The sequence below is a fragment of the Flavobacterium sp. LB2P53 genome (assembly GCF_003970305.1).
GTDB lineage: Bacteria > Bacteroidota > Bacteroidia > Flavobacteriales > Flavobacteriaceae > Flavobacterium.
In genome coordinates this window covers 185,206-202,595 of record NZ_RYDG01000001.1, presented here as the reverse complement: position 1 = coordinate 202,595, position 17,390 = coordinate 185,206, and the positions used below count along the sequence as shown (strand labels likewise).

Genomic DNA, 17,390 nt, shown 5'->3' with positions numbered 1-17,390 from the left:
ATGAGTCAAAAAATCAGAATAAAACTAAAATCTTACGATCACATGTTAGTAGACAAGTCTGCTGAAAAGATTGTAAAAACAGTTAAAAGTACAGGAGCAGTTGTTACAGGTCCAATACCATTACCAACTCACAAAAAACTTTTCACAGTATTACGTTCTCCACACGTTAACAAAAAAGCAAGAGAGCAATTTGAAGTAATGTCATACAAGAGATTGATTGATATTTATTCCTCTTCATCAAAAACTATTGATGCCTTGATGAAACTGGAATTGCCTAGCGGTGTTGAAGTAGAGATCAAAGTTTAAGTAGCTTACTAGTAAGAAAAGGACGCTGTTTTTAATCGAAAATTATTTTTTTGGTTTGTGTGTAAATAAGTTATACATTTGCACCCACTTAAAAAATAGGATTTGGTTAAAAGCTGCGTTCTGTATTTATATTTAATAATTAATAATTAATAATTATGTCTGGGTTAATTGGTAGAAAAATCGGCATGACTAGCATTTTCGACGAAAACGGGAAGAATATTCCTTGTACAGTAATCGAAGCTGGACCATGTGTTGTTACCCAAGTCAGAACCAAAGGTGTTGACGGGTATGAAGCGTTGCAACTTGGTTTCGATGACAAAAACGAGAAACATTCCACAAAAGCGGCTTTAGGTCACTTTGCAAAAGCGGGAACTGTAGCTAAGAAAAAAGTCGTTGAATTCCAAGATTTCGCAACAGAACAAAAATTAGGAGATCTTATTGATGTTTCTATTTTTGCTGAAGGAGAATTTGTAGATGTGCAGGGTGTATCTAAAGGTAAAGGTTTTCAAGGGGTTGTTAAACGTCACGGTTTTGGTGGTGTTGGTCAAGCAACTCACGGTCAACACAACCGTTTAAGAGCGCCGGGTTCTGTAGGAGCGTCTTCTTATCCATCCAGAGTATTCAAAGGAATGCGTATGGCTGGACGTATGGGAGGAGACAATGTAAAAGTTCAAAACCTTAGAGTTTTAAAAGTAGTGGCTGAAAAGAACCTACTTGTTATTAAAGGATGTATTCCTGGATGTAACAACTCTTATGTAATCATTCAGAAGTAATGGAAGCAAAAGTATTAGATTTCAACGGAAAAGATACTGGAAGAAAAGTGCAACTTTCTGATTCAGTATTTGGTATAGAACCAAACAATCACGCAGTATACCTTGATGTTAAGCAATATCTTGCTAATCAAAGACAGGGAACGCACAAAGCTAAAGAAAGAGCTGAAGTAGCGGGAAGTACGCGTAAGATTAAAAAACAAAAAGGAACTGGTACTGCTCGTGCGGGTAGTGCAAAGAATCCATTGTTTAAAGGTGGTGGAACAGTTTTTGGACCAAGACCAAGAAGTTATTCATTTAAATTGAATAAAAGCTTGAAACGTTTGGCTAGAAAATCTGCTTTCTCTATTAAAGCTAAAGAATCGAATATTATCGTTCTTGAAGACTTTAATTTTGAAACACCAAACACTAAAAATTTCATCAACGTTTTGAAAGCTTTAGAGTTAGAAAATAAAAAATCCCTGTTTGTGTTGGGTGATGTAAATAAAAATGTATATTTGTCGTCACGCAATTTAAAAGGCTCTAGCGTAGTAAGTAGCTTAGAACTAAGTACTTATGCTATATTAAATGCTAATAATTTAGTGCTTTTAGAGAGTTCTTTGGAGATAATTGAAGAAAATTTAAGTAAATAATAGGATATGAGCATCATAATTAAGCCTATAGTAACGGAAAAAGTAACCAAAGAAAGTGAAGTTTTAAACCGCTTCGGATTCGTTGTTGACAAAAAAGCAAACAAAGTGCAAATTAAGAAAGCTGTTGAGGCTGCTTATGGAGTAACTGTTTTAAGTGTCAATACGATGAATGTAAGGCCAGATAGAACTACTAAATACACTAAAAGTGGTTTAATAAGTGGAAAGACGAATGCAACTAAAAAAGCAATTGTTCAAGTACAAAAAGGAGAAACAATTGATTTTTACAACAATATCTAAGATAGAAAAATGTCAGTAAGAAAATTAAAACCTATTACCCCAGGTCAGCGATTTAGAGTTGTGAATGGTTATGACGCCATTACAACTGATAAGCCGGAACGCTCTTTGATAGCGCCGATAAAAAACTCTGGTGGTAGAAATAGTCAAGGAAAGATGACCATGCGTTATACGGGTGGTGGTCACAAGCAGAGATATCGTATCATTGATTTTAAACGTACTAAAGAAGGAATTCCTGCTACGGTAAAATCAATTGAGTATGATCCGAATCGTACTGCATTTATCGCTTTGTTAGCGTATGCTGATGGAGAGAAAACGTATGTTATTGCTCAAAACGGATTGAAAGTTGGTCAGAAATTAGTTTCTGGTCCTGAATCTCAACCCGAAATTGGGAATACATTACCGTTGAGCAGAATTCCTTTAGGAACTGTTATTTCTTGTATCGAATTGAGACCAGGTCAAGGAGCTGTAATAGCTCGTTCTGCTGGAACATTTGCTCAATTAATGGCAAGAGATGGAAAATACGCAACAATCAAAATGCCTTCTGGTGAGACAAGATTGATCTTGTTGACTTGTTCGGCTACAATTGGAGCGGTTTCTAATTCAGACCATCAATTAGTTGTATCAGGAAAAGCTGGTAGAACAAGATGGTTAGGTAGAAGACCTAGAACAAGACCTGTAGCGATGAACCCTGTCGATCACCCAATGGGTGGTGGTGAAGGTCGTTCTTCTGGTGGACATCCACGTTCAAGAAATGGAATACCAGCAAAAGGTTATAGAACTCGTTCTAAGAAAAACCCGAGTAACAAGTATATCGTAGAACGTAGAAAGAAATAATAAGATATGGCACGTTCATTAAAAAAAGGACCTTTCGTTCATTATAAGTTAGACAAGAAAGTTCAAGAAAACATTGCAGGTGGAAACAAAGGAGTTGTTAAGACATGGTCTAGAGCTTCTATGATTACTCCAGACTTTGTTGGGCAAACTATCGCAGTTCATAACGGTCGTCAATTTGTACCAGTTTACGTAACAGAAAACATGGTAGGTCACAAATTAGGAGAATTTTCACCAACTAGATCTTTTAGAGGTCATGCTGGAGCAAAAAATAAAGGTAAAAAATAAGAAGCAATGGGAGTTCGTAAAAGAGAAACAGCAGATGCGAGAAAAGAGGCTAATAAGTCTATTGCTTTCGCAAAATTGAATAACTGCCCCACTTCACCTAGAAAAATGCGCTTAGTAGCGGACTTGGTAAGAGGTCAGAAGGTAGAAAGAGCATTGAACATCTTAAGATTTAGTTCTAAAGAAGCTTCAAGAAAATTAGAAAAATTGGTTTTGTCTGTAATTGCCAACTGGCAAGCAAAAAACCCTGACGCTAATATGGAAGAAGCAGGTTTATTTGTAAAAACGATTACAGTAGATGGTGGAATGATGTTGAAAAGACTTCGTCCAGCTCCACAAGGTCGTGCACACAGAATAAGAAAACGTTCTAATCACGTTACAATCGTGCTTGGATCTATTAATAACACACAAGCAATTTAATAAAGATGGGACAAAAGACAAATCCAATTGGAAATAGACTTGGTATCATCAGAGGATGGGACTCAAACTGGTATGGTGGAAATGATTACGGTGATAAACTTGCCGAAGATTATAAAATCAGAAAGTACATCCATGCTCGTTTATCAAAAGCTAGTGTATCAAAAGTAATCATCGAGAGAACTTTGAAACTTGTAACCGTTACTATCACTACAGCCAGACCGGGTATTATTATCGGGAAAGGTGGACAAGAGGTAGACAAGTTGAAAGAAGAACTTAAGAAAGTTACTGACAAAGAGGTTCAAATCAACATCTTTGAAATCAAAAGACCTGAGCTTGACGCGTATCTAGTTGCTACCAGCATCTGTCGTCAAATCGAAAGCAGAATTTCTTACAGACGTGCAATCAAAATGGCAATTGCCGCCTCTATGCGTATGAACGCAGAAGGTATCAAAGTTTTGATTTCTGGTCGTTTGAATGGTGCTGAGATGGCTCGTTCAGAAGGTTTCAAAGAAGGTAGAATTCCTCTATCAACTTTCAGAGCTGATATTGATTATGCTTTGGCAGAAGCTCATACTACTTATGGTAGAATGGGGATCAAAGTGTGGATCATGAAAGGTGAAGTTTATGGAAAGAGAGATCTTTCTCCACTTGCCGGAATGGACAAAAAACAATCTGGTGCTGGTGGTAAAGGTGGCGATTCTCCTAGAGGAGACAGAAAGCCTTTTAATAAAGGTGGTAAACCAGACGCTCGTAAACGAAAGTAAATTTTTAAATTAAAGAAAAATGTTACAGCCTAAAAGAACAAAATACCGTAAGGTACAAAAAGGTAAAATGAAAGGGAATTCTCAAAGAGGACATGAACTTTCTAATGGAATGTTTGGTATTAAATCTGTACATGAAGATGGAATGTTCTTAACTTCTCGTCAAATAGAAGCTGCACGTATCGCTGCAACTCGTTTTATGAAAAGAGAAGGGCAGTTATGGATCAAAATATTTCCAGACAAACCAATTACTAAGAAGCCTCTTGAGGTACGTATGGGTAAAGGTAAAGGAGCAGTTGAGTATTGGGCTGCCGTTGTTAAACCCGGAAGGATTATGTTTGAAGTTGGAGGAGTTCCTTTGTCAGTTGCTAAAGAGGCGTTACGTCTTGCAGCTCAAAAGCTTCCAGTAAAAACTAAATTCGTCGTTGCTAGAGATTTCGAAGCATAATCTATATTATATTATGAAACAATCAGAAATAAAAGATCTTTCTGCAGCAGAGTTGCAAGAAAAGCTTAGCCAAACTAAGAAAACATACGCTGATCTAAAAATGGCTCACGCTATTTCACCAATTGAGAACCCACTTCAAATTAGAAGTGTAAGAAGAACAGTTGCAAGATTAGCTACTGAACTTACTAAAAGACAATAACTGTAGTCTGCTGAAAGATGGAAGAAAAAAGAAATTTAAGAAAAGAAAGAGTTGGTGTTGTAACTTCGGACAAAATGGATAAATCTATTGTTGTTGCAGAAGTGCGTAAAGTAAAACACCCATTATACGGTAAGTTCGTGTTGAAAACTAAAAAGTATCACGCACACGACGAAATGAACGACTGTAACATTGGAGATACGGTAAGGATTAGCGAAACGCGTCCTTTAAGTAAAACCAAATGTTGGAGGTTAGTTGAAATCTTAGAAAGAGCTAAATAATTATGGTACAACAAGAATCAAGACTAAAAGTAGCAGATAATACTGGAGCAAAGGAAGTTTTAACTATCCGTGTTTTAGGAGGTACCAAAAGAAGGTATGCCTCTGTTGGTGACAAGATTGTAGTTTCTATCAAAGATACTGCTCCCAACGGAAGCGTTAAAAAAGGAGCTGTTTCAACTGCAGTTGTTGTACGTACCAAAAAAGAAGTAAGAAGAGCCGATGGTTCATACATTAGGTTTGATGACAACGCATGTGTGTTATTGAATGCTGCTGGTGAAATGAGAGGAACTCGTGTTTTTGGTCCGGTAGCAAGAGAACTTCGTGAAAAACAATTCATGAAAATTGTATCATTAGCACCAGAAGTGCTTTAATTCGTTTTAAGATGATAAAGCTAAAAATAAAATCAGGTGATATAGTAAGAGTAATTGCTGGAGACCATAAAGGTGCTGAAGGTAAAGTATTACGTGTTTACCGTGAGAAAAACAAAGCGATTGTTGAAGGTGTTAACATGGTATCGAAACATACGAAACCAAGTGCAAAAAGCCCTCAAGGTGGTATCGTAAAGAAGGAAGCTTCTATACAAATATCTAATATTTCTTTAATTGATCCTAAAACTAAGGAAACAACAAGAGTTGGTATTAGAGTAGAAGGAGATAAGAAAGTAAGATTTTCAAAAAAATCTAATCAAGTACTATAGTAATGGAGTATATACCTAGACTAAAAGAAGAATATAAGAGCAGAGTAATTGCTGCTCTTAAAGAGGAATTCGGATACGTAAACGTAATGCAAGTTCCAAAATTGGAAAAAATCGTTTTAAGTAAAGGAGTTGGTGCAGCTGTATCTGATAAAAAACTAATCGACTACGCGGTTGATGAGTTGACAAAGATTACTGGACAGAAAGCAATATCTACTATTTCAAAGAAAGACGTTGCGTCATTCAAATTGAGAAAAGGGATGCCTATTGGAGCAAAAGTTACTTTGCGTGGAGAAAGAATGTATGAGTTTTTAGATAGACTTATTACTTCAGCTTTACCACGTGTAAGGGATTTCAGTGGTATTAAAGCTACTGGTTTTGATGGAAGAGGAAATTATAACCTTGGAGTTTTGGAGCAAATCATTTTCCCGGAAATTGATATTGATAAAGTTAACAAAATTTCAGGTATGGATATTTCTTTTGTAACTACTGCAAAAACAGACAAGGAAGCAAAATCATTATTGGCTGAACTAGGTTTACCTTTTAAAAAGAATTAAGACATGGCTAAAGAATCAATGAAAGCCCGCGAGGTTAAGAGAGAAAAAACAGTTGCTAAGTATGCTGAGAAAAGAAAAGCTTTGTTAGAAGCTGGAGATTTCGTAGGTTTGCAAAAGTTGCCAAAAAATGCTTCACCAGTTCGTTTGCACAATCGTTGTAAATTAACAGGTAGACCAAGAGGGTATATGCGTCAATTCGGTCTTTCACGTGTTACATTTCGTGAAATGGCAAATAACGGATTGATACCAGGTGTTAAAAAAGCATCTTGGTAAAATTCAATTATGAATTTCAAATTATGAATTACCTTTTAAAAAGTAATTCGTAATTTGAAATTTGTGATTATAGAAATTTATAAATTGGTTTCAGGTTCGACAAATACTTTGTCGAAAACCGTTGCCGCAAATCAATACACATGTATACAGATCCTATTGCAGATTATTTGACGAGAGTTAGAAACGCTGTGGCTGCAAACCACAAAGTCGTTGAGATTCCTGCATCTAATCTAAAAAAAGAAATAACTAAGATCTTATTTGATCAAGGTTATATCTTGAGTTACAAATTTGAAGACAACGCTGTTCAGGGTTCAATCAAAATTGCTTTGAAGTATGATAAAGATACTAAAGAGTCCGTAATTAAAGATATCCAAAGAATTAGTAAACCAGGTTTACGTAAATATTCAAGTTCTTCTACCATTCCTAGAATCCTTAATGGATTAGGCATCGCTATTGTATCTACTTCTAAAGGGTTGATGACAGGAAAAAAAGCGAAGCAATTGAATGTAGGTGGTGAAGTAATTTGTTACGTATACTAATTTAAAGACTATAATAAGATGTCAAGAATAGGTAAAAGTCCGGTTGTAATCCCTGCTGGTGTAACTGTTGAAGTTGCAAATGGTATTATTACAGTAAAAGGAAAAAATGGTCAACTAACTCAGGAGTTTTCGGACGTTACTGTTACAGTTGAAGGGGATCTAGTTCAAGTAGAAAGATCTTCTGATCACAAAGACCAAAGAGCAAAACACGGTTTGTATAGATCTTTGATCAATAACATGATTATCGGTGTAACAGATGGTTTTACTAAGTCATTAGAATTGGTAGGAGTTGGTTACAGAGCTTCAAATCAAGGACAAAAATTAGATTTAGCACTTGGTTATTCTCACAATATTGTTTTAGAAATTGCTCCAGAAGTGACTTTAGAAACAATATCTGAAAAAGGTAAAAACCCTATCGTGAAATTAACATCATTTGACAAACAACTTTTAGGGCAAGTAGCTGCGAAAATCAGAGGTTTCCGTAAGCCTGAGCCGTATAAAGGAAAAGGTGTTAAGTTTGTAGGGGAAGTATTAAGAAGAAAAGCAGGTAAATCAGCTTAAAAAATAAGATTATGTCATTAACAAAACCTGAAAGAAGACAACGAATTAGATTCAGAATTAGAAAAACAATTAGTGGTACTGCTACTAATCCAAGACTATCTGTATTTAGAAGTAACAAAGAAATTTACGCGCAACTTATTGATGACGTAAACGGAGTTACTATATTGGCGGCTTCTTCAAGAGAAAAAGAAATAGGTAACGGTACGAACATTGAAGTTGCTACAGCAGTTGGAAAACTAGTTGCTGAAAAAGCTTTAAAAGCTGGGATAGACGTAGTAACTTTCGATAGAGGAGGTTATTTATATCACGGACGTATTAAATCATTAGCGGAAGGCGCAAGAGCGGCTGGACTTAAATTCTAATATAGTATGTCTAATAGTAAATACAAGAATGTAGAGTTAGTAAAACCAAGTGGTCTTGAATTAAAAGATCGTTTGGTAAGTGTAAATCGTGTTACTAAGGTTACAAAGGGTGGTAGAGCTTTTGGTTTTTCTGCTATTGTAGTTGTAGGTGATGAAAACGGAGTGGTTGGACACGGATTAGGAAAATCTAAAGATGTTTCTGAAGCAATTGCGAAAGCAGTAGAAGATGCTAAGAAAAATTTAGTAAAAATTCCTTTGAATGGTCAGTCAGTTCCTCACGAACAAAAAGGTAAATTTGGTGGTGCACGTGTATTCTTAATTCCTGCCTCTCATGGTACAGGAGTTATTGCTGGTGGAGCTGTTCGTTCAGTTCTTGAATCAGTAGGAATTCATGATGTATTATCTAAATCTCAAGGATCTTCAAATCCTCACAACGTGGTAAAAGCAACTTTTGATGCTTTATTACAAATGAGAAGTGCTTATACTGTTGCAAAACAAAGAGGCGTTTCTTTAGAAAAAGTTTTTAAAGGTTAATTCAAGGAAATTATGGCTAAATTATTAGTAAAACAAGTTAGAAGCAAAATCAACTGTCCTCTTACTCAAAAGAGAGGTTTGGAAGCTTTAGGTCTACGTAAAATGGGACAAGTTGTAGAGCATGATTCAAACCCTACAATCCTTGGGATGATAAATAAAGTTAAACACTTAGTTTCTGTTGAAGAAGCTAAATAACAAATACTGTTATGAATTTAAGTAACTTACAACCTGCTGAAGGTGCTACACACAATCAAAATAAAAGGTTAGGTAGAGGAGAAGGTTCTGGAAAAGGTGGTACTTCTGCAAGAGGTCACAAAGGAGCCAAATCTCGTTCTGGTTATTCTAAAAAGATTGGTTTTGAAGGGGGACAAATGCCGCTTCAAAGACGTGTACCTAAGTTTGGTTTTACAAACATCAATCGTAAAGATTACGAAGGTGTAAATCTTGATACACTTCAACTATTAGTTGATAATGGTGTTATTAAAGATACTGTTGATATGACAGTTTATGTTGCTAATCGTTTAGCTACTAAAAATGAAATCGTTAAGATTTTAGGTAGAGGTGAATTGACAGCAAAATTAAAAGTAACCGCTCACAAATTTACTGCTACTGCAAAAGCTGCTATTGAAGCTGCTGGTGGAGAAGCTGTAACAATGTAATTTTTCAATTAATATGAAGAAATTTATTGAGTCAATTAGTAATGTTTGGAAAATCGAAGAACTGAAAAATAGAATCCTAATTACATTGGGTTTGCTTTTAGTGTATCGTTTTGGGGCTCAAGTAACCTTACCAGGTATTGATGCTACACAGTTGGGTAATTTAGCCGGGCAAACTAAAGAAGGAATTGGTTCAATTCTTGATATGTTTACTGGAGGAGCTTTTTCACAGGCTTCTGTTTTTGCCTTAGGAATAATGCCTTACATTTCTGCTTCAATTGTTGTTCAGTTGATGGGAATTGCGGTTCCATACTTGCAAAAACTTCAAAGCGATGGAGAAAGCGGTAGAAAAAAAATTAATCAAATTACACGTTGGTTGACTATTGGTATCACCTTGGTTCAAGGTCCTACTTACATTTACAATTTATATAGAACGTTACCTAGTAATGCATTTTTATTGGGATTCAATTCATTTGAATTCTTATTTTCGTCAGTAATTATTTTAGTCACAGGTACAATTTTTGCGATGTGGTTAGGAGAAAAAATTACAGATAAGGGAATAGGAAATGGTATATCTTTGTTGATTATGGTGGGTATTTTGGCAAGATTGCCTCAGGCATTCATCCAAGAATTTACCACGAGAGTGACTAATAATAACGGTGGTCCGATGTTGTTAGTTATCGAAATTATCATTTGGTTATTGGTTATTGTTTGTTGTGTATTGTTGGTTATGGCGATTAGGAGAATTCCTGTTCAATATGCCAGACGTACTACTTCAGGGGATTTTGAACAAGACATGTTAGGTGGAAATAGACAGTGGATCCCTTTAAAGCTTAATGCTTCTGGGGTGATGCCAATTATTTTTGCTCAAGCAATTATGTTCATTCCAGCTGCTTTGGCAGGGCTGTCTAAATCAGATGCTTCGCAGTCAATCGTTGGCGCTTTTAGTAATATGTTTGGTTTCTGGTATAATTTAGTTTTTGCAACGTTAATAATTGTATTTACTTTCTTTTATACTGCAATCACAGTTCCTACTAACAAGATGTCTGATGATTTAAAGAGAAGCGGTGGTTTTATACCGGGTATCAGACCAGGAGTTGAAACTTCTGATTATCTTGATAAGGTGATGTCTTTAATAACTTTTCCAGGATCTTTATTTCTTGCTTTGATTGCCGTGTTCCCGGCGATAATTGTAAGTGTTATGGATGTTCAACAATCCTGGGCAATGTTTTTCGGAGGTACTTCATTGATAATTATGGTAGGTGTTGCCATTGACACAATGCAGCAAATCAATTCATATTTGCTAAATAAGCATTATGATGGTTTAATGAAAAGTGGTAAAAATAGAAAAGCAGTAGCTTAACTTTATGGCAAAACAATCAGCAATAGAACAAGACGGATCGATCATTGAAGCATTATCAAATGCAATGTTTCGTGTAGAGTTAGAGAATGGACATATAGTAATCGCACATATATCTGGAAAAATGCGTATGCATTATATCAAATTATTACCTGGTGATAAAGTGAAACTAGAAATGAGCCCTTACGATTTGTCAAAAGCAAGAATTACTTATAGATATTAAAGGATATTCAAAATGAAAGTTAGAGCTTCAGTAAAAAAGAGAAGTCCCGAGTGCAAAATTGTGCGAAGAAAAGGGAGATTGTACGTAATAAACAAAAAGAATCCTAGATTTAAACAAAGACAAGGATAATTATGGCAAGAATAGCAGGGGTAGATATCCCAAAAAATAAGAGAGGTGTTATAGCACTTACCTACATCTTCGGATTAGGAAATAGTAGAGCTATTGAGATTTTAGAAAAAGCTCAAGTAAGCCAAGATAAAAAGGTTCAAGACTGGAATGATGATGAGATCGGAGCGATTCGTGAAGCAGTGTCCACTTTCAAAATTGAAGGAGAATTGCGTTCAGAAGTTTCTTTAAACATCAAACGTCTAATGGATATTGGGTGTTACAGAGGTATTCGTCACAGAACTGGTCTTCCATTAAGAGGACAAAGAACTAAGAATAACTCCAGAACAAGAAAAGGTAAAAGAAAAACTGTTGCCAACAAGAAAAAAGCAACTAAATAATAAGTAATATGGCTAAAGCAACTGCAAAAAAACGTAAAGTTATCGTTGAATCAACGGGAGAAGCTCATATTTCTGCTACCTTCAATAATATCATCATTTCTTTGACAAACAAAAAAGGTGAAGTTATTTCTTGGTCTTCAGCTGGTAAAATGGGTTTTAGAGGTTCTAAAAAGAATACTCCATACGCAGCCCAAATGGCAGCAGAAGATTGTAGTAAAGTAGCTCTTGAAGCAGGACTTAAAAAAGTTAAGGTGTATGTTAAAGGACCAGGAAACGGACGTGAGTCTGCGATCCGTTCTTTGCATAACGGTGGAATTGAAGTGACTGAGATTATCGATGTTACTCCAATGCCTCACAACGGATGTCGTCCTCCAAAAAGACGTAGAGTTTAATAATATTTTTTTAGTATAACCTAGATAGAATACCGATTATCGAAGGATAAGACCTGAATTCATAATCTCTATCTTAAACAATTTAAAATGGCAAGATATACTGGTCCAAGTACAAGAATCGCCCGTAAATTCGGCGAAGCAATTTTCGGAGACGATAAAGCGTTCGAAAAAAGAAATTATCCACCCGGACAACACGGGATGGCTAAAAAAAGAGGGAAAAAATCTGAATTTGCTATCCAGTTAATGGAAAAACAAAAAGCTAAATATTCGTACGGAATTTTAGAAAAACAATTCAGAGGTTTATTCAAAAAAGCATCAGCAACTAAAGGTGTTACTGGTGAAGTTCTTTTACAATTATGTGAAGCACGATTAGATAACGTTGTTTTTAGAATGGGTATTGCCCCTTCAAGAAGAGGAGCTAGACAACTTGTTTCTCATAGACATGTCACTGTTAATGGTGACGTTGTAAATATAGCTTCTTACCACCTTAAACCTGGTGATAAAGTTGCAGTTCGTGAAAAATCTAAATCTTTAGAAGCAATCGAACGTTCTTTGTCTAATTCAAGTCATGTTTATGAATGGATTACTTGGAATAATGATATCAAAGAAGGTACTTTCGTTTCTGTACCAGCTAGACTTCAAATCCCAGAAAACATTAAAGAACAATTAATCGTAGAGTTGTACAACAAATAATAATTGACTTAGTCGAAATTTATGGCAATATTTAATTTTCAGAAGCCCGATAAAGTTATCATGATCGATTCAACCGATTTTGAAGGTAAATTTGAATTTAGACCTTTAGAACCGGGTTACGGATTGACCGTTGGTAATGCACTTAGAAGAGTTTTGCTTTCAGCATTAGAAGGTTATGCTATTACATCTGTTCGTATTGAAGGTGTAGATCATGAGTTTTCTACTATTTCAGGAGTTGTTGAGGACGTTACCGAAATTATCCTTAATCTTAAACAAGTACGTTTCAAACGACAAATTGAAGATATTGATAATGAATCAGTTACTATTTCTGTTTCCGGTAAAGATCAATTAACAGCTGGTGATTTTCAAAAATTTATTTCAGGTTTCCAAGTTTTGAATCCAGAACTAGTTATCTGTAATTTAGATCCTAAAATTAAACTTAATTTCGATTTAACGATCGAAAAAGGTAGAGGATATGTTCCTGCTGAAGAGAACAAAAAACAGAATGCTGCAATTGGAACTATTTTTACAGATTCAATTTTTACTCCGGTAAAAAATGTAAAGTATGCAATTGAAAACTTCCGTGTAGAGCAAAAAACAGATTATGAAAAATTAGTTTTTGAAATTAAAACTGATGGTTCTATCAATCCAAAAGATGCCCTTACTGAAGCTGCTAAAGTTTTGATTCACCATTTCATGTTGTTCTCTGACGAAAGAATTACACTCGAGGCTGACGAAATTGCACAAACAGAATCGTATGATGAAGAGTCATTACACATGAGACAATTGCTTAAAACTAAGCTTGTTGATATGGATCTTTCTGTAAGAGCATTAAATTGTTTGAAAGCGGCTGAAGTTGATACACTTGGTGATTTAGTATCGTTCAACAAAAATGACCTAATGAAATTCCGTAATTTTGGTAAAAAATCTTTAACTGAACTTGATGAACTTGTTGCAGTTAAAAATTTGAACTTCGGTATGGATTTAGCAAAATACAAACTAGATAAAGAATAAATTACTTCATATTTTGATCTCCAAAATGGATAGCATCAAGATGAAAGTATAAAAAAACACGTCATGAGACACGGAAAAAAATTCAATCACTTAAGCAGACAGACTGCACATAGAAAATCTATGTTAGCTAATATGGCTTGTTCTCTTATAGAGCACAAACGTATTAACACTACTGTTGCTAAAGCAAAAGCGCTTAAACAATTCGTTGAGCCTTTAATAACAAAATCAAAACAAGATACGACTCACAATCGTCGTATCGTTTTTGCTTACTTACGTAGCAAATATGCGGTAACTGACTTGTTCAGAGACGTAGCTGCTAAAGTAGGAGACCGTCCAGGTGGATACACGCGTATCATTAAAGTTGGGAATCGTTTAGGAGATAATGCTGATATGGCAATGATCGAGTTAGTAGATTTCAATGAACTTTACAATGGTGGTAAAAAAGAAGTTAAAAAAGCAAAAAGCCGTCGTGGTGGGAAAGCTAAAAAAGCAGATGAGGCTACTGAAGCTCCAGCTGCTGAAAGTGAACCAACTGCAGAGACAGCTGCTGAGTAATTATGAAAATAATCATTCAATAAAAATTAAGGATAAGCTATTTATAGTTTATCCTTTTTTTTTGATTTTTTCGGAACAAAAAACGTATTATTTAATAGTGAATTGTCTTGCTGTTCACTGTATCTTTTGCTTTTAAAAAAAAATCAAAAAGATGCCTCCAGACGCTCCAAGGTCATCAGGGCTCTAGGGTAGAATTTTTATTATACAATAAATTTCAAAAACTTGCATCCATTGCTTTAAACAATTAAATTTGCACAATATTTAACTATATATGAAACCCGCTTTGCGAGTTCCATGAGACTATTAAAAATAACATTAGATAGCAACGAATGAAATATACAACAAGACAAAGTGCCATTCTTTTATTGAGTGACGGAACCATATTCCATGGTAAATCTATTGGAATCAGCGGAACTACCTTTGGGGAAGTTTGTTTTAACACCGGAATGACAGGTTATCAGGAAATATTCACTGACCCTTCTTATTTTGGACAATTAATGGTTGCCACGAACGCTCATATTGGAAATTATGGAGTAAACGATTCAGAAATAGAATCAGGTAGTGTCAAAATTGCCGGGTTGGTTTGTAAAAATTTTAGCTTTAATTATTCTCGTTCCGATGCTTCAGGGAGTCTAGAAGATTATTTTATTAAACAAAACTTGATCTGTATATCTGATGTAGATACGCGTGCCCTGGTTAGTTATATTCGGGAGAACGGTGCTATGAATGCTGTAATTTGTACAGATGATACCTCTGTAGAAGAACTAAAAATTGCTTTATCAAAAGTCCCTGATATGAAGGGTTTAGAATTAGCATCTAAAGTTTCTACTACGGAACCTTATTTTTTTGGTGAGGAGAAGGCAACGTATAAAATCGCAGCACTTGATTTAGGAATAAAAATGAATATCCTTCGTAATCTGGCTAAAAGAGATTGTTATATCAAAGTATTTCCTTTTGATTCTTCGTATCAGGATTTAGCTGCATTTAATCCAGATGGATACTTCTTATCTAATGGTCCTGGGGATCCTGAGCCTCTTTCGGGTGCGATTCAAGTGGCTAAAGAAATTCTTGACAATGATAAACCTTTATTTGGAATCTGTCTTGGACACCAAATAATTGGTCTTGCTAATGGAATTTCTACTTATAAAATGTTTAATGGGCACAGAGGAATAAATCATCCTGTAAAAAATATCATCACTGGAAAAGGGGAAATAACTTCTCAAAATCATGGTTTTGCGGTTAATAAAGAGGAATTGGACAATCATCCAAATCTTGAAATTACGCATCTTCATCTTAATGATGGAACTGTTGCAGGGATGCGCATGAAAAACAAAAATTGTTTTTCTGTTCAATACCACCCTGAAGCAAGTCCTGGGCCCCATGATTCGTCGTATTTATTTGATCAGTTTATTGAAAATATTAAAGGATAAAGACAGTTATTTAATTGTCAAAATTTTAAAACAGAAGGGTTTGACTTTAATCATAAAGTCAGGCCTTTTTTTATGCGAAAAATAATTTTTATACTACTATCTATGATATTTTAGTCCTATTTTGCGCTGTCTCGATGCAATACGCATCTTGACTGTAAATTTTAAAGAAAAAAAGCACTTTCAAAAGTGAATATAATTTCACGAATATATAATGAAAAAAGTAAAATTAATTTGATACTGCAAAATAAAATTTTAATAAAGTAGAAAAGTGTTATTTCTAAAATAATTATAACGTTTTCGTTAATAACATTCATTATTTTCATAATGTCATTACAAAAGATAGAATATATTTGTATTACTAAATAAAAATTAGAAAATATGAGTATAATTATCAAAATTCACGCAAGACAAATTTTTGATTCAAGAGGAAATCCTACAATTGAAGTAGATGTAATTACAGACAATGGTGTTTTAGGAAGAGCAGCAGTTCCATCTGGAGCTTCTACCGGTAAACATGAAGCAGTGGAGTTACGTGACGGAGGAAAAGCTTTTCTTGGTAAAGGAGTTTTGAATGCGGTGAAAAATGTGAATACCCTTATTTCGGAAGAACTTCTTGGAGTTTCCGTTTTTGAACAAAATGTTATTGATCAAATGATGATTGATTTAGATGGCACGCCTAATAAATCAAACTTGGGAGCAAATGCAATTTTGGGTGTGTCTTTGGCTGTTGCCAAAGCGGCAGCAAATGAATTAGGATTGCCTTTGTATCGATATGTAGGCGGCGTTTCTGCGAATACATTGCCCGTTCCTATGATGAATATCATCAATGGAGGTTCACATTCTGATGCGCCAATTTCGTTTCAGGAATTCATGATCATACCAGTTAAAGCAACTTCTTTTACGCATGCAATGCAAATGGGGACTGAGATTTTTCATAGCCTTAAAAAAGTATTACATGATAGAGGTTTAAGTACCGCTGTAGGTGATGAAGGTGGTTTTGCACCAAACCTTGCCGGTGGTACAGAGGATGCATTGGACACGATCAAAAAAGCAGTTGAGGCTGCTGGTTATACTTTTGGAGACGAAATCATGGTGGCTTTAGACTGTGCGGCTTCTGAATTTTTTGTAAACGGAAAATACGATTATACGAAATTTGAAGGCGAAACGGGTAAAATTAGAACTTCAGAGGAGCAAGCTGATTATTTAGCTGAATTAGCAGCTAATTACCCTATTATCTCTATCGAAGACGGAATGGATGAAAATGACTGGGATGGTTGGAAATACCTGACGGATAAAATTGGTAATAAAGTACAATTAGTAGGGGATGATTTATTTGTTACTAATGTGGAACGATTGTCAACAGGAATCGAAAAAGGAATTGCAAATTCAATTTTGGTTAAAGTAAACCAAATAGGTACTTTGACTGAAACTATTGCAGCGGTCAATATGGCTAAAAACGCAGGCTTTACCTCGGTAATGTCGCACCGTTCCGGAGAGACGGAGGACAATACTATTGCAGATCTAGCAGTAGCATTGAATTGTGGACAAATCAAGACCGGTTCTGCTTCTCGTTCAGACCGTATGGCTAAATACAATCAATTATTGCGAATTGAAGAAGAATTAGGCGATACCGCTTATTTTCCGGGAAAAAACGCTTTTAAAATAAAATAAGTTCTAATACTATCTTTTTTAGCCATTCACTTCGTGTGAATGGCTTTTTTTTGGTAATATTTAACATTTTCATTGTATTATTCTCTTTTTAATTAGTGTTTAATTCCCTAGATTTGATAAATTATTATTTTAAAAGTTTATTT

General features: G+C 35.1%; 31 protein-coding genes. All 31 read left to right on the top strand.

Going from position 1 to position 17,390, the window contains the following annotated elements; all coding sequences use genetic code 11:
* Entirely contained in the window at positions 1-306 is a 306-nt protein-coding gene (rpsJ, locus tag EKL95_RS00980; protein WP_011963470.1) for a 30S ribosomal protein S10, read from the top strand.
* A 155-nt stretch (positions 307-461) separates the two neighbouring features.
* The gene (gene rplC, locus EKL95_RS00975; RefSeq protein WP_126451836.1) at positions 462-1,079 is read left to right on the top strand and encodes a 50S ribosomal protein L3; all 618 of its coding nucleotides are present in this window, start codon (positions 462-464) and stop codon (positions 1,077-1,079) included.
* Positions 1,079-1,708: a 50S ribosomal protein L4 gene (gene rplD / locus EKL95_RS00970; protein WP_091173690.1), complete on the top strand. Its 630-nt coding sequence runs from the start codon at positions 1,079-1,081 to the stop codon at positions 1,706-1,708. The genes rplC and rplD overlap by 1 nt, the downstream gene beginning before the upstream one ends.
* 6 nt (positions 1,709-1,714) lie before the next feature.
* Positions 1,715-2,005, top strand: a complete 291-nt coding sequence (rplW, locus tag EKL95_RS00965) for a 50S ribosomal protein L23 (protein WP_126451837.1) — start codon at positions 1,715-1,717, stop codon at positions 2,003-2,005.
* 9 nt (positions 2,006-2,014) lie between these two features.
* Positions 2,015-2,839 (top strand): 50S ribosomal protein L2, encoded by an 825-nt coding sequence (rplB, locus tag EKL95_RS00960; RefSeq protein ID WP_059114053.1) that lies wholly within the window; start codon positions 2,015-2,017, stop codon positions 2,837-2,839.
* Between the two features lie 6 nt (positions 2,840-2,845).
* Positions 2,846-3,124: a 30S ribosomal protein S19 gene (gene rpsS, locus EKL95_RS00955; RefSeq protein ID WP_007136562.1), complete on the top strand. Its 279-nt coding sequence runs from the start codon at positions 2,846-2,848 to the stop codon at positions 3,122-3,124.
* 6 nt (positions 3,125-3,130) lie between these two features.
* The gene (rplV, locus tag EKL95_RS00950; RefSeq protein WP_007136561.1) at positions 3,131-3,541 is read left to right on the top strand and encodes a 50S ribosomal protein L22; all 411 of its coding nucleotides are present in this window, start codon (positions 3,131-3,133) and stop codon (positions 3,539-3,541) included.
* Between the two features lie 5 nt (positions 3,542-3,546).
* The gene (gene rpsC, locus EKL95_RS00945; RefSeq protein WP_126451838.1) at positions 3,547-4,305 is read left to right on the top strand and encodes a 30S ribosomal protein S3; all 759 of its coding nucleotides are present in this window, start codon (positions 3,547-3,549) and stop codon (positions 4,303-4,305) included.
* Between the two features lie 19 nt (positions 4,306-4,324).
* Positions 4,325-4,750: a 50S ribosomal protein L16 gene (rplP, locus tag EKL95_RS00940; protein ID WP_007803637.1), complete on the top strand. Its 426-nt coding sequence runs from the start codon at positions 4,325-4,327 to the stop codon at positions 4,748-4,750.
* Between the two features lie 13 nt (positions 4,751-4,763).
* Positions 4,764-4,949 (top strand): 50S ribosomal protein L29, encoded by a 186-nt coding sequence (rpmC, locus tag EKL95_RS00935; RefSeq protein WP_091203666.1) that lies wholly within the window; start codon positions 4,764-4,766, stop codon positions 4,947-4,949.
* 17 nt (positions 4,950-4,966) lie between these two features.
* Positions 4,967-5,227: a 30S ribosomal protein S17 gene (gene rpsQ / locus EKL95_RS00930; RefSeq protein ID WP_066081027.1), complete on the top strand. Its 261-nt coding sequence runs from the start codon at positions 4,967-4,969 to the stop codon at positions 5,225-5,227.
* Positions 5,228-5,229: 2 nt separating this feature from the next.
* Positions 5,230-5,598, top strand: a complete 369-nt coding sequence (rplN, locus tag EKL95_RS00925) for a 50S ribosomal protein L14 (RefSeq protein WP_026717863.1) — start codon at positions 5,230-5,232, stop codon at positions 5,596-5,598.
* A gap of 11 nt (positions 5,599-5,609) precedes the next feature.
* Positions 5,610-5,924 (top strand): 50S ribosomal protein L24, encoded by a 315-nt coding sequence (gene rplX, locus EKL95_RS00920; protein WP_035668111.1) that lies wholly within the window; start codon positions 5,610-5,612, stop codon positions 5,922-5,924.
* Between the two features lie 2 nt (positions 5,925-5,926).
* Positions 5,927-6,478: a 50S ribosomal protein L5 gene (rplE, locus tag EKL95_RS00915; RefSeq protein WP_126451840.1), complete on the top strand. Its 552-nt coding sequence runs from the start codon at positions 5,927-5,929 to the stop codon at positions 6,476-6,478.
* Positions 6,479-6,481: 3 nt separating this feature from the next.
* Complete coding sequence (gene rpsN, locus EKL95_RS00910) at positions 6,482-6,751, top strand: 30S ribosomal protein S14 (protein WP_007136553.1); 270 nt, start codon at positions 6,482-6,484, stop codon at positions 6,749-6,751.
* A 140-nt stretch (positions 6,752-6,891) separates the two neighbouring features.
* Positions 6,892-7,290, top strand: a complete 399-nt coding sequence (gene rpsH, locus EKL95_RS00905) for a 30S ribosomal protein S8 (protein WP_066081018.1) — start codon at positions 6,892-6,894, stop codon at positions 7,288-7,290.
* A gap of 18 nt (positions 7,291-7,308) precedes the next feature.
* Positions 7,309-7,851 (top strand): 50S ribosomal protein L6, encoded by a 543-nt coding sequence (rplF, locus tag EKL95_RS00900; protein ID WP_126451841.1) that lies wholly within the window; start codon positions 7,309-7,311, stop codon positions 7,849-7,851.
* Between the two features lie 11 nt (positions 7,852-7,862).
* Positions 7,863-8,213, top strand: a complete 351-nt coding sequence (gene rplR, locus EKL95_RS00895) for a 50S ribosomal protein L18 (protein ID WP_113636694.1) — start codon at positions 7,863-7,865, stop codon at positions 8,211-8,213.
* 6 nt (positions 8,214-8,219) lie between these two features.
* Positions 8,220-8,747, top strand: a complete 528-nt coding sequence (gene rpsE, locus EKL95_RS00890) for a 30S ribosomal protein S5 (RefSeq protein WP_035668102.1) — start codon at positions 8,220-8,222, stop codon at positions 8,745-8,747.
* A 12-nt stretch (positions 8,748-8,759) separates the two neighbouring features.
* Positions 8,760-8,942 carry a 50S ribosomal protein L30 gene (gene rpmD, locus EKL95_RS00885; RefSeq protein WP_027310825.1) on the top strand — a complete coding sequence of 61 codons (183 nt, stop codon included), beginning with the start codon at positions 8,760-8,762 and terminating at the stop codon, positions 8,940-8,942.
* Positions 8,943-8,953: 11 nt separating this feature from the next.
* Positions 8,954-9,406, top strand: coding sequence for a 50S ribosomal protein L15 (rplO, locus tag EKL95_RS00880; protein ID WP_126451843.1), 453 nt, complete (start codon positions 8,954-8,956; stop codon positions 9,404-9,406).
* A 13-nt stretch (positions 9,407-9,419) separates the two neighbouring features.
* Complete coding sequence (gene secY, locus EKL95_RS00875) at positions 9,420-10,766, top strand: preprotein translocase subunit SecY (RefSeq protein WP_126451844.1); 1,347 nt, start codon at positions 9,420-9,422, stop codon at positions 10,764-10,766.
* A gap of 4 nt (positions 10,767-10,770) precedes the next feature.
* Positions 10,771-10,986, top strand: a complete 216-nt coding sequence (gene infA, locus EKL95_RS00870; protein ID WP_007136545.1) for a translation initiation factor IF-1 — start codon at positions 10,771-10,773, stop codon at positions 10,984-10,986.
* Positions 10,987-10,998: 12 nt separating this feature from the next.
* Positions 10,999-11,115: a type B 50S ribosomal protein L36 gene (gene ykgO, locus EKL95_RS00865; RefSeq protein ID WP_008992256.1), complete on the top strand. Its 117-nt coding sequence runs from the start codon at positions 10,999-11,001 to the stop codon at positions 11,113-11,115.
* 2 nt (positions 11,116-11,117) lie between these two features.
* Positions 11,118-11,492 carry a 30S ribosomal protein S13 gene (gene rpsM, locus EKL95_RS00860; RefSeq protein WP_091173715.1) on the top strand — a complete coding sequence of 125 codons (375 nt, stop codon included), beginning with the start codon at positions 11,118-11,120 and terminating at the stop codon, positions 11,490-11,492.
* An 8-nt stretch (positions 11,493-11,500) separates the two neighbouring features.
* The gene (rpsK, locus tag EKL95_RS00855) at positions 11,501-11,884 is read left to right on the top strand and encodes a 30S ribosomal protein S11 (protein WP_024981527.1); all 384 of its coding nucleotides are present in this window, start codon (positions 11,501-11,503) and stop codon (positions 11,882-11,884) included.
* 87 nt (positions 11,885-11,971) lie between these two features.
* Positions 11,972-12,577, top strand: a complete 606-nt coding sequence (gene rpsD / locus EKL95_RS00850) for a 30S ribosomal protein S4 (RefSeq protein ID WP_073210389.1) — start codon at positions 11,972-11,974, stop codon at positions 12,575-12,577.
* 21 nt (positions 12,578-12,598) lie between these two features.
* Positions 12,599-13,591: a DNA-directed RNA polymerase subunit alpha gene (locus EKL95_RS00845; RefSeq protein ID WP_126451845.1), complete on the top strand. Its 993-nt coding sequence runs from the start codon at positions 12,599-12,601 to the stop codon at positions 13,589-13,591.
* 63 nt (positions 13,592-13,654) lie between these two features.
* Entirely contained in the window at positions 13,655-14,146 is a 492-nt protein-coding gene (gene rplQ / locus EKL95_RS00840) for a 50S ribosomal protein L17 (protein ID WP_126458909.1), read from the top strand.
* A 329-nt stretch (positions 14,147-14,475) separates the two neighbouring features.
* Complete coding sequence (carA, locus tag EKL95_RS00835; protein WP_126458912.1) at positions 14,476-15,576, top strand: glutamine-hydrolyzing carbamoyl-phosphate synthase small subunit; 1,101 nt, start codon at positions 14,476-14,478, stop codon at positions 15,574-15,576.
* Positions 15,577-15,954: 378 nt separating this feature from the next.
* The gene (eno, locus tag EKL95_RS00830) at positions 15,955-17,247 is read left to right on the top strand and encodes a phosphopyruvate hydratase (RefSeq protein WP_126458915.1); all 1,293 of its coding nucleotides are present in this window, start codon (positions 15,955-15,957) and stop codon (positions 17,245-17,247) included.
* The last annotated feature ends 143 nt before the right edge of the window (positions 17,248-17,390 follow it).

What these genes read in the sequence shown, in the direction of transcription:
- carA (WP_126458912.1), top strand. Translation starts at nt 14,476, where the DNA reads ATGAAATATACAACAAGACAAAGTGCCATTCTTTTATTGAGTGACGGA.
- rpsH (WP_066081018.1), top strand. Translation starts at nt 6,892, where the DNA reads ATGTATACAGATCCTATTGCAGATTATTTGACGAGAGTTAGAAACGCT.
- rpsJ (WP_011963470.1), top strand. Translation starts at nt 1, where the DNA reads ATGAGTCAAAAAATCAGAATAAAACTAAAATCTTACGATCACATGTTA.
- EKL95_RS00845 (WP_126451845.1), top strand. Translation starts at nt 12,599, where the DNA reads ATGGCAATATTTAATTTTCAGAAGCCCGATAAAGTTATCATGATCGAT.
- rpsC (WP_126451838.1), top strand. Translation starts at nt 3,547, where the DNA reads ATGGGACAAAAGACAAATCCAATTGGAAATAGACTTGGTATCATCAGA.
- rplP (WP_007803637.1), top strand. Translation starts at nt 4,325, where the DNA reads ATGTTACAGCCTAAAAGAACAAAATACCGTAAGGTACAAAAAGGTAAA.
- rpsQ (WP_066081027.1), top strand. Translation starts at nt 4,967, where the DNA reads ATGGAAGAAAAAAGAAATTTAAGAAAAGAAAGAGTTGGTGTTGTAACT.
- rplW (WP_126451837.1), top strand. Translation starts at nt 1,715, where the DNA reads ATGAGCATCATAATTAAGCCTATAGTAACGGAAAAAGTAACCAAAGAA.
- rpsN (WP_007136553.1), top strand. Translation starts at nt 6,482, where the DNA reads ATGGCTAAAGAATCAATGAAAGCCCGCGAGGTTAAGAGAGAAAAAACA.
- secY (WP_126451844.1), top strand. Translation starts at nt 9,420, where the DNA reads ATGAAGAAATTTATTGAGTCAATTAGTAATGTTTGGAAAATCGAAGAA.
- rplF (WP_126451841.1), top strand. Translation starts at nt 7,309, where the DNA reads ATGTCAAGAATAGGTAAAAGTCCGGTTGTAATCCCTGCTGGTGTAACT.
- rplD (WP_091173690.1), top strand. Translation starts at nt 1,079, where the DNA reads ATGGAAGCAAAAGTATTAGATTTCAACGGAAAAGATACTGGAAGAAAA.
- ykgO (WP_008992256.1), top strand. Translation starts at nt 10,999, where the DNA reads ATGAAAGTTAGAGCTTCAGTAAAAAAGAGAAGTCCCGAGTGCAAAATT.
- rplE (WP_126451840.1), top strand. Translation starts at nt 5,927, where the DNA reads ATGGAGTATATACCTAGACTAAAAGAAGAATATAAGAGCAGAGTAATT.
- rplN (WP_026717863.1), top strand. Translation starts at nt 5,230, where the DNA reads ATGGTACAACAAGAATCAAGACTAAAAGTAGCAGATAATACTGGAGCA.
- rplO (WP_126451843.1), top strand. Translation starts at nt 8,954, where the DNA reads ATGAATTTAAGTAACTTACAACCTGCTGAAGGTGCTACACACAATCAA.
- rpsS (WP_007136562.1), top strand. Translation starts at nt 2,846, where the DNA reads ATGGCACGTTCATTAAAAAAAGGACCTTTCGTTCATTATAAGTTAGAC.
- rplX (WP_035668111.1), top strand. Translation starts at nt 5,610, where the DNA reads ATGATAAAGCTAAAAATAAAATCAGGTGATATAGTAAGAGTAATTGCT.
- rplV (WP_007136561.1), top strand. Translation starts at nt 3,131, where the DNA reads ATGGGAGTTCGTAAAAGAGAAACAGCAGATGCGAGAAAAGAGGCTAAT.
- rpsK (WP_024981527.1), top strand. Translation starts at nt 11,501, where the DNA reads ATGGCTAAAGCAACTGCAAAAAAACGTAAAGTTATCGTTGAATCAACG.
- eno (WP_126458915.1), top strand. Translation starts at nt 15,955, where the DNA reads ATGAGTATAATTATCAAAATTCACGCAAGACAAATTTTTGATTCAAGA.
- rpsD (WP_073210389.1), top strand. Translation starts at nt 11,972, where the DNA reads ATGGCAAGATATACTGGTCCAAGTACAAGAATCGCCCGTAAATTCGGC.
- rpmD (WP_027310825.1), top strand. Translation starts at nt 8,760, where the DNA reads ATGGCTAAATTATTAGTAAAACAAGTTAGAAGCAAAATCAACTGTCCT.
- rpsE (WP_035668102.1), top strand. Translation starts at nt 8,220, where the DNA reads ATGTCTAATAGTAAATACAAGAATGTAGAGTTAGTAAAACCAAGTGGT.
- rpsM (WP_091173715.1), top strand. Translation starts at nt 11,118, where the DNA reads ATGGCAAGAATAGCAGGGGTAGATATCCCAAAAAATAAGAGAGGTGTT.
- rpmC (WP_091203666.1), top strand. Translation starts at nt 4,764, where the DNA reads ATGAAACAATCAGAAATAAAAGATCTTTCTGCAGCAGAGTTGCAAGAA.
- rplB (WP_059114053.1), top strand. Translation starts at nt 2,015, where the DNA reads ATGTCAGTAAGAAAATTAAAACCTATTACCCCAGGTCAGCGATTTAGA.
- rplC (WP_126451836.1), top strand. Translation starts at nt 462, where the DNA reads ATGTCTGGGTTAATTGGTAGAAAAATCGGCATGACTAGCATTTTCGAC.
- infA (WP_007136545.1), top strand. Translation starts at nt 10,771, where the DNA reads ATGGCAAAACAATCAGCAATAGAACAAGACGGATCGATCATTGAAGCA.
- rplQ (WP_126458909.1), top strand. Translation starts at nt 13,655, where the DNA reads ATGAGACACGGAAAAAAATTCAATCACTTAAGCAGACAGACTGCACAT.
- rplR (WP_113636694.1), top strand. Translation starts at nt 7,863, where the DNA reads ATGTCATTAACAAAACCTGAAAGAAGACAACGAATTAGATTCAGAATT.